Below are 9257 nucleotides of genomic sequence, written 5' to 3' on the forward strand. Positions count from 1 at the left end.
TTCTTCTTTGCCGATGCTTATGCGTCATGGCAGCGAGGAACCAACGAGAATACCAACGGATTAATCAGAGAGTTCTTGCCTAAGGGTTGTGACTTTAGACAAGTCTCTGATAATGAGATACAGGACATTGAGAATAAACTAAACAACAGACCAAGAAAACGCTTAGGGTTTAAAACGCCCAATCAGGTGTTCTATAATATAATTTAGCGTTGCACTTGGTGTGTTAATCTAAGTGATGATTAAAGGAGGATAAAATGAATCCAATGTTTGCATCTTTTAACGGTTATCTTGGTGGGCCTATCGGCTCCATCATCGGTGCTATTTTAATATTTATTATTGGTTGGCTAGTCGCACTAGGCATCGCAGCATTAGTGCGTGGTGTACTTTCTAAGGTCAATCTTAATCAACGTATGAACTCTTCAACCGGTAAAACCTACGATTTAGAAGGTATTATCTCCAAAATTGTATTTTGGTTTATTTTTATCATCGCGATTTCTGGGGCGTTGAACCAATTGAACTTGAACTCAATTTCTACACCATTCGCAAATATGGTCAACCAAGTATTGGTATTTATACCTAATCTTATCGGCGCTATCGCTGTGGGTATTATTGGTTGGGTTTTGGCTACCGTTGCACGCACAGGCATCAACGCTGCACTGGCTAAAACGACTATGGATGAGCGTTTAAGTGCTAAAGCGGGCGTAAAACCAATGAGCAGTACCATTGCTGATATGGTTTATTGGTTCATTTTATTGGTCGTTTTGACCATGGTATTGGGTCAATTAGAGCTTGATGGTTTGTTTGCTCCATTAACTAATATGGTAGATAAAATCTTTAGCTTTATCCCTAACATCCTAATCGCTGGTGTGGTCTTTGTTGTCGGTTATATCATTGCTAAAGTGGTACGCGGCATCGTGACCAACCTTGTTTCTACCTTTAATGTCCAAGAACTTGCGGCAAAAGCGGGTTTGAACGAGCAGAACAGCCTACCTAATATTGCTGGTTCATTGGCATTTTTAGTGGTTATTATCCCAACGATTATTGCGGCATTAAACGCCCTAAAAATTGATGTGATTGCTCGTCCTGCAACAAACATGCTAAACAAAATCATGGAAGCACTGCCAAATATCTTTATGGCTGCAGCGATTCTAGTCGTAACCTTCTATGTTGTACGTATGGTTGCTAACATCATCAAAGGTCTACTTGAAAACACCCAAGTGAATCAATTACCTGCGAAAGTTGGTTTAGAGCAAACGATGGGCGACAAGAAAATCTCTGACCTTGTTGGTTATGCGATTATCTTCTTTGCTATGCTGTTTGCCGCTATCGCAGCTGCTGACTTATTAGGTTTTGAGCCTATCTCAGCGATCATTACTATGTTTATCGCTTTCGGTGCCAATATCATCCTAGGCGCGATTATCCTGTTTATCGGTTTCTGGCTTGCCAACATCATCGCTGGTGTCGTTGAGCGTTCTGAGCAAGGTTCACAGTTCCTAGCAAACATCGTACGTGTATTGATCATGGGCTTAGTACTGGCCATGGGTCTAAAAGCGATGGGTATTGCTGACTCTATTGTTAACCTAGCATTTGGTCTAACACTAGGTGCCGTAGCCGTTGCCTTTGCCCTATCATTTGGTCTTGGTGGACAAGAAGCAGCAGCTCGTTTCCTACGCAAAATGCAGGATAAAATGGACAAAGAGCGTGACGAAGCAAAAGTAAAATCTGCTTTGACGCCAAAATCATCAACTCAAGATAAAGTTGCTGATTCAGTTCGTGATAACACACCTACTGCTACAAACACGCCGACGAACGACTTACGTACCGATGTAGTCGATACGACGACTGGTGTTAATACTGATGACATCAATAACGATGCTATCCACAACGACGGCGTCATTGATAATGACAACCATTTATTACCTGGTAACGATCTTGACGACGATATCAATAATAAATAAGCAGTCATAACGCTTTAGTCTAAATATGATTTGTTAGATAAAAAAGACAGCCTAGGCTGTCTTTTTTTATGCGAGCATATAACGTACTTTATTATTGAAGTGATTTATTACTGCGACTCAAAAATACTCATTATTCAATCTATGGTTTATTTTTATCAGCTCCAATAGCTGCAGCTTACCCAAAGGCAATTGGTATTGATATTGCCAAGCGCAGTAGTGCGTCCCCTATTGATAATTGAGGGTTTTTAGATCCGCTAACGTGTGCGAACAGCCAGCAAGAAAAATTAGCACCAGTAGCACAGGATTACTAACGTATCGATTTTATTTAGAATGAGCTGTATAGTCAGTGAGAAGTAATATCACTACATCACGTACTGCAGGTACCGTTTTTTCTTGCTTGCTGTGCCTACGCAGACAGAGGCTGCAAAAAAACTATACCCGCAGTATCGTAGCGTTTTTAAAGTATTTTAACTATAGTACGTAGGTGCTTTACACATGACAGCGACTTGATGGCCGTAAAAATTAAGCGACACACAAGATATTGGACACAGTCGCTTTCGCAGCACTGAGTTGCTATGATGATAGCAAAGCGGCATAGCTTACGCGCAGATTTATCTATAGACTGCGCTCGATTACATTTATCAGATATATCTATTAATTTTATTTGATGACCATCATATAATACCAAGGATTGAATAATATGAAGCGTTTTAAAGAAAAGACGGTTATCGTAACAGGTGCAGATTCAGATATTGGTCGTGAAACGGCGCTTAGGTTCGCACGCGAAGGGGCTAATTGTATAATTGTTGGCCTTAATAATGAAATCTTAGAGTATATCTATAAGGACTTGCCGCAAGACCATACATGGATCAACACAGGCAACCACCTTACCGTCACCAGTGATATTAACGACCCAACCCAAACGGCAAAACTAATAGAGTATGTATTAGAAAAATACAAGCATATCGACGTGATGATCAATATAGATACTGCTATCGGTATCCATGAGTCAGTCGTTCCAGAGCTGATAAAAACCAAAGGTAATATCGTTAATGTGTCGACGCTAACCGATATACCTGCTGACTGGAGTATCGATGCCTATAAAACCCAACAGCAAAGCTTGACTGAAGCCACAAAAAAACTGGCATTAGAAAATGTGCCAAACGATGTACGTATTAACGCGGTCGCAGCAGGGTTAGTCACTAAAGATAACAGCGCAAACCCATTTATAGAGCACGCTTTATTAGGAAAGGCAGCGACACCTTTTGATGTGACAGCTGCGGTTATGTTTTTAGCCAGCGATGACGCTGCCATGATCACTGGCATCAACCTACCTGTCGACGGCGGTGTTAGTACTTTCAGCAATTAGCCAATTGCTAAGAAATTTATTGGAAATAAAAATATAGGCTTAAACGAAAAACCCTTCGACACTTTTATGTCGAGGGGTTTTTTAATGATAAATATAGCGCGTGTTGAAAACTCATAAACCCTGACCAACAATCAATATTTTAAAAATGTTAGTCAGCGGCGTTATTTACGTCCTGTAGCGGCTGTGACAAGCGCTCAGGGTGTTTAGGCATTACCCCTTTATACTGAGCATAGATTTTTGGTAAATCAGCGTCGATATCGCCACTAGGATAGACCAGAGACATAAAACGTATCTCTTTGGTTTTATAGTCTAGCGCTACTGGCAAAATTGGCACACCAGCTCCCACTGCTAAATAATAAAAACCCGTTTTCCAGTTTTCAGTATATTGACGAGTACCCTCTGGTGCTAACCCTAAAAACAATGGCTCACCAGTTTTAAACTTATCAATACTGGCTTGTAGCACTGAGCCTTTATTCCCACGGTTAATAGGAATGACCCCGATCCAGTTTAATAGCTGAGCAAACACAGGCAACTTAAATAAAGTATGTTTGCCCATAATGCTAATTTTCAAATCTAAGGCAAACAAGCTTGGAATGGCATAAACTCCATCGACATTCGACGTGTGTGGTAATGCCAATACCACTGCCTGCGATATATTTGGAATCTCTCCAACGGTACGCCAGCCCGCCGCTTTTAACAAAGCCGAGGCAACCACTGGCGCGAATTTATTACCGCGTTTTGGAACTAAATTACCCAGCTGTTTTTTGCTAAGTACCGGTAATATTTTAGAGCGTGCAGATTGAAAAGCAGCCGCTTTAGAACGCATAAAAAACTTTGATGTCATAGCAAAACTACATAATAAAAGATACCTATATAATACCACTAAGCTTATGCTACTAGATTGAATTTTATAGACTTTTATTACCCAACTATTTAGGTCGTGTCCTCTATATGAACCAAAGTATCTCAGCCTAGCTGTATTGCTTGGACATTGAGCTGACTATATCAGTAAGACGGATAAACAATAACCTCCTAAAACTCCTTATGAGATATCCGCTAAGTTACCTTTATTTTCAAGCCATGATTTACGATCAGCGGCGCGCTTTTTAGCCAACAACATATCCATCACACTATTGGTCAAAACCATATCATCCATATCCAATTGTACGAGGCGGCGCGTATCTCGGTTCATGGTCGTTTCGCGTAGCTGCTCGGCACTCATTTCACCCAGTCCTTTAAAGCGTGTAATCTGGGCTTTTTTATTGCCAGGTACGTTGGCTAAAATATGCTCAAGTTCAGATTCGTCTAACGCATAATGCACTTCTTTACCGACATCGACACGGTATAATGGCGGCATGGCCACAAATAAGTGACCCGCATCTACCAACGCTGGGAAATGCTTGACGAATAACGCACAAATTAATGTGGCGATATGCAGACCATCAGAGTCGGCATCCGCTAGAATACATACTTTGTCATAGCGCAACTCAGATAAATCATCCGACGCTGGGTCCACACCGATGGCGATAGCAATATCATGAATCTCTTGGCTCGAAAGAACCGTATCAGACGATACCTCCCACGTATTTAGAATCTTACCCCGCAGAGGTAATATCGCTTGGTAATGGCGGTCGCGCGCTTGCTTGGCACTACCACCAGCAGAATCGCCTTCTACCAAGAATAGCTCCGCCCCATCGCGTAAATCACCGCGACAATCTGCCAACTTACCAGGTAACGCTGGACCTTGAGTAATTTTTTTACGGGCTACTTTTTTAGCCGATTTGAGGCGGCGACCGGCTTTATTAATCGCCAGCTCTGCAATCTGCGTACCCAAATCAGCATGTTGATTTAACCACAAGCTAAACGCATCCTTTGCCAACGTTTGCACCGCTCCAGCCGCTTCGCGACTCGATAAGCGCTCTTTGGTTTGACCCGAAAATTGCGGCTCAGAAAACTTAAGTGACAAGATATAATTAACCCCATCCCACACGTCTTCTGCCGTCAGCTTCACACTGCGTGGCAGTAAGTTGTGAATATCACAAAACTCACGTAACGCTTCCAAAATACCTGTACGTAAGCCGTTAACGTGCGTACCACCCTGAGCCGTTGGTATCAGGTTCACATAGCTTTCTTGAATGGGCGTACCACCATCAGGTAACCAAGATAGCGCAAAAGTAATACCAGCACGCTCACCCTTTTTAGCCTCATAATGATAATAAAAAGGCTCAGACGGCAGTGTTTCAAGCCCGTCTAATTGCTCGTTTAAATATTCAACAACGCCGTCGGTAAACTGCCAGACAACTTTTTCATTGTTAATATCATCGACAAACTCAATCGTCAATCCTGCTGCTAGTACAGCTTTGGCTTTTAGATTGTGCTTTAGCTGCTTGACATTAAACTTAGGCGTATCAAAAAAGCTACCATCCGCCAAAAAATGCACCTTAGTGCCTCTTTTACGTTTATTCGAGCTTATACTTTCTGTTAAAGGCGTTACCGGTGCGCCGTTTTCAAACGCCATATTAAACTGCGTACTATCACGCCAAACGGTTACTTCGACTCGTGTGGATAAGGCATTTACAACAGAAATACCAACCCCATGCAAACCACCTGATACTTCATAATTAGAGGTCGAAAACTTACCACCCGCATGTAAGCGAGTAAAAATCAGCTCAATACCTGATTGACCATATTCAGGATGAATATCGGTTGGCATACCGCGACCATCATCTTCAACTGACAACGATCCATCACTATGCAATTGAACTTTGATAACTTTGGCATAACCGCCCAGCGCTTCATCAACGGAGTTATCGATGACTTCCTGTGCCAAATGATTGGGACGCGTGGTATCGGTATACATGCCTGGACGACGACGGACTGGCTCTAGTCCTTCTAAAACTTCTAACGATTGCGCATTATATTGACTCACAAATGCATCCTTAACTATTTATGTGCGATTAATTCTATTCAACCATTATAACGAAAAATAGCGACGGTAACGTTAATAGTCAGTCGCTTACGTCATATAATGTCGTCTGTTTCAAACGCTGATGACAACTATACCAATTATCTTAGCATACTAATAACCAGCGGAAGCTGTTCACCAAAATCGCTAAATCGATGATCGCCAGCCGCTTGTAGAGTGACCGTCGCTCCTTGCGTTTGATAAAATATTTTAGACAGTTCAGGATTTAATAGCTCATCACCTTCTTTAATTAAAACAGAAACTTTATTTGGATAATTAACAGCTGATAATTGATGCGCTTCAAACCACTGCAAATCTGCATTAGTAATATCCCAACCTCCAGCTGTCGAGTGGAGAACCTGACTACTTAAATCCTCATCGTTGACATCATTTTTTAAAGCTAATTCCCTAGAAAACCGCTGCAACGTAATATGTGGCTGCGTACTAGGATTTAATAATAACGCTGGGCAGCCTGTATGGTTGCTAACCAAGGTAGAAAAATAACCGCCTAATGAGCTGCCGACCAATACGGCTCTGTCATCTTTATTCAATTCAGCAACCAAGTCAGTCAAATAGCCAAAGACCTGCTCAGGAGGTTGGTTTAAATCTGGGCGTAGGACGGTAATATCAGGATAATATTTCTCGCAAAACTCTTCTAATAAAATGCCTTTGGTAGAATTGGCATCACTGTCTAACCCATGAATATAAATAATGTTCACGTATCCTCTCACTTACTTATTATGTCGTTATGATTGTTTTTTTAAATCAAATCAAGCATAGCACCAGCGCAAGAAAAACAGTAATAATAAAATGGCACACTACTATTCATTATTTGCGACATAATAGTAGCGTAACGGTCGGTTTGTGCAAACCAAAGGAATGATATTACTAGCAATGGAGATGCCATGAGCCAGCAGATTGAGCTGTTCGAGATTACCAATCCCTGTATTAGCGTTTGCACCAGCAATAAAAAGGGCTACTGCTTTGGCTGTCTGCGCAGTCGTAAGGAGCGTCAATTGTGGCATGAGATGACTAACGAGCAGCGCCGTGAGGTGTTAAGGCTAATCGCAGGACGCAAGCAGCGTATTGAGCAGATGCGCCAGCGTAAAGGTGAGCAGTTAGGGTTTGATTTTGAAGAAGTAGTTGAAATTGGGGAGTTGTTTAAAGAAAAATAGTTATTAAATTTTTTTCTATCTAGACTTCTTGCTAGTTGTGGGTAATAGTATCGGAACTTCAAATTGAACTCTACTTACTGAACTATTCTGCAGACTGTTTGAGCTTGTTGAAGATACAGAAATAGAGCCTACAGACTCTCCATCATTTGATGCAGTTTGAGATTCATTTACTGTAACTGCTATATCGAATCCAATTTTTTGTAATAAAATTCCAGTCTCTTGGCAAAATGCTTGTCCTTCAGCAGCACTATTAAATACTGCTGTTGCAGGGTTTATATTAGCATTGTGAGTCTGGCCATACTCCTGCGCTGCCACCACCCCTTTAATAATCTGCTTTAATGTTTCTGCAACGAAATCATCTAGTTTCATAATTTATCCAATAAAGAAAGAAAAAATGAACTAATTGTAGCAATACTTCCTGCATTAGGTAGTCCATTTAGAAGCATTTGCACAACTGCTTTACTTGGTTTACCATCTCCAAATTGAGCTTCAACTGCATCAATAACTTCATAAGATGCCCGTTGCTCTTCTTTGGAAAGGTTTAATCTACTAATTTCATCACGCAAAGCAACTATATGCTCTTGGATCTCTGAATTCGAATTTACAATATTGACAGAGTTATCTGTTGAATTTTGACTAAAGCGATTGTTTACTCCAGATATATTATAAGTAACATGCTGGACGGCAGCTTTTGCCTCAGGAAGACCAAGTTTAATCACATCCATCTGATAACCAGCAGGAATACTATGGAGTTTTTCATGAAAGCCTGGGTCGATAACTTTGTATGTTTCTTCTGCTCCATTACTCATCGAACGCTGGATTAAGTCACCTATTTCTACAAGAATGTCAGAGCGTTGGATGAAAATTTTATTTTTTTGTACGCTAGATTTAATATCTGAAACTACCTCTCCATTTTGCTTTAAGATTTTTATGGTGTCAGTCATTATTTCATTAAACGGCATCTGTATTATTACTCCTTAACGAGATTACGCACACTTTAGCAGACAGAATAGTCAATTAAAAAATAAGAAAAGAACGTATCACTCTTTTCTATAAAGAAACTTGCTAGATTATGATATTACCTACTATTAAGGATGTTGACAGCAACAGCCTTCATAATCTAGTGTTCCTAAAGGATAGGTAGGTAAAAGCTCTATATACTTATCAATTGTTTCATCGTACACCTCTATTGCAAAGGTATAACAGCAAGGACATTCCTCTCGTCCATCATTGAAAGCGTGCTTAGAGCAGTAAAACTCAAAAGGTTCAATAATATTATGACGATAATCCACAAGAACATGAGTAGCAGCTTGATGACAGTTTTCACAAAATAACATTTCGTTCTTCCAAGTTAAAACTTATTTCTATCTTAATTAAAGGTCCTGCTAATACCTATGAACCTAATTTAAAATAATACTAATCGTTAATATAGCAACAAACACGATATCGCACACGCTGTATTTTGGAAAATATTTATGCATTTTTAAATCCTGAACAAAAAAATCACATCGCAATTTTTTATAAGTGAATTATTAAGAAATAGAGAGCTGACGATGACCTGAGAACTGAGAACTGAGAACTGAGAACTGAGAACTGACAAGAAATTGCATGTCAATTCCCCGTTCGCAAGAGCCAATACTTTAAATAGGATTGGGTGGTAGGTCGTATTGTAGATATATAGAAATAGTGGACAAAGAAAAGCCCCCTAACAACTAAGTTAGGGGGCTTTATCTAGGAATAGAGAGCTGACGATGACCTACTCTCACATGGCCGGAGCCACACTACCATTG

General features: G+C 40.5%; 9 protein-coding genes. 4 read left to right on the top strand and 5 right to left on the bottom strand.

All coding sequences use genetic code 11. The annotated features are described in order from the left end of the window. From EI161_RS12075 to EI161_RS12085, 3 genes are all read left to right on the top strand, one after another. Positions 1–207, top strand: a 207-nt coding sequence (locus EI161_RS12075) for an IS30 family transposase (RefSeq protein ID WP_192524905.1), incomplete at its 5' end; no start/stop codon positions are given. A 47-nt stretch (positions 208–254) separates the two neighbouring features. Beyond that, the gene (locus EI161_RS12080; protein WP_192523871.1) at positions 255–1958 is read left to right on the top strand and encodes a mechanosensitive ion channel; all 1704 of its coding nucleotides are present in this window, start codon (positions 255–257) and stop codon (positions 1956–1958) included. A 700-nt stretch (positions 1959–2658) separates the two neighbouring features. Further along, positions 2659–3327, top strand: a complete 669-nt coding sequence (locus EI161_RS12085; RefSeq protein WP_192524927.1) for an SDR family NAD(P)-dependent oxidoreductase — start codon at positions 2659–2661, stop codon at positions 3325–3327. A 148-nt stretch (positions 3328–3475) separates the two neighbouring features. Here EI161_RS12085 and EI161_RS12090 read toward each other — a convergent pair whose 3' ends face one another. The 3 genes from EI161_RS12090 to EI161_RS12100 form a co-directional block, all read right to left on the bottom strand. Continuing rightward, positions 3476–4171: a lysophospholipid acyltransferase family protein gene (locus tag EI161_RS12090; RefSeq protein WP_192529661.1), complete on the bottom strand. Its 696-nt coding sequence runs from the start codon at positions 4169–4171 to the stop codon at positions 3476–3478. Between the two features lie 198 nt (positions 4172–4369). Continuing rightward, positions 4370–6256: a DNA topoisomerase IV subunit B gene (gene parE / locus EI161_RS12095; protein WP_192524863.1), complete on the bottom strand. Its 1887-nt coding sequence runs from the start codon at positions 6254–6256 to the stop codon at positions 4370–4372. Between the two features lie 137 nt (positions 6257–6393). Next, positions 6394–7011: a YqiA/YcfP family alpha/beta fold hydrolase gene (locus EI161_RS12100; protein WP_192524864.1), complete on the bottom strand. Its 618-nt coding sequence runs from the start codon at positions 7009–7011 to the stop codon at positions 6394–6396. 186 nt (positions 7012–7197) lie between these two features. On the opposite strand from EI161_RS12100, the gene EI161_RS12105 reads away from it, so the two are divergent. Further along, entirely contained in the window at positions 7198–7467 is a 270-nt protein-coding gene (locus EI161_RS12105; RefSeq protein ID WP_192524865.1) for a DUF1289 domain-containing protein, read from the top strand. Positions 7468–7482: 15 nt separating this feature from the next. On the opposite strand, the gene EI161_RS12110 is transcribed toward EI161_RS12105, so the two are convergent. Continuing rightward, positions 7483–7836 (bottom strand): hypothetical protein, encoded by a 354-nt coding sequence (locus EI161_RS12110; RefSeq protein WP_192524921.1) that lies wholly within the window; start codon positions 7834–7836, stop codon positions 7483–7485. Beyond that, the gene (locus EI161_RS12115; protein WP_192524922.1) at positions 7833–8429 is read right to left on the bottom strand and encodes a hypothetical protein; all 597 of its coding nucleotides are present in this window, start codon (positions 8427–8429) and stop codon (positions 7833–7835) included. The genes EI161_RS12110 and EI161_RS12115 overlap by 4 nt, the downstream gene beginning before the upstream one ends. Positions 8430–9257 lie beyond the last annotated feature (828 nt).

Source organism: Psychrobacter sp. FME5 (assembly GCF_014861375.1).
Classification (GTDB): Bacteria; Pseudomonadota; Gammaproteobacteria; order Pseudomonadales; family Moraxellaceae; genus Psychrobacter.

Excerpts from the sequence above, each read along its gene's own strand:
- EI161_RS12085 (WP_192524927.1), top strand. The coding sequence starts at position 2,659 with ATGAAGCGTTTTAAAGAAAAGACGGTTATCGTAACAGGTGCAGATTCA.
- EI161_RS12115 (WP_192524922.1), bottom strand. The coding sequence starts at position 8,429 with ATGCCGTTTAATGAAATAATGACTGACACCATAAAAATCTTAAAGCAA.
- EI161_RS12110 (WP_192524921.1), bottom strand. The coding sequence starts at position 7,836 with ATGAAACTAGATGATTTCGTTGCAGAAACATTAAAGCAGATTATTAAA.
- EI161_RS12090 (WP_192529661.1), bottom strand. The coding sequence starts at position 4,171 with ATGACATCAAAGTTTTTTATGCGTTCTAAAGCGGCTGCTTTTCAATCT.
- EI161_RS12105 (WP_192524865.1), top strand. The coding sequence starts at position 7,198 with ATGAGCCAGCAGATTGAGCTGTTCGAGATTACCAATCCCTGTATTAGC.
- EI161_RS12080 (WP_192523871.1), top strand. The coding sequence starts at position 255 with ATGAATCCAATGTTTGCATCTTTTAACGGTTATCTTGGTGGGCCTATC.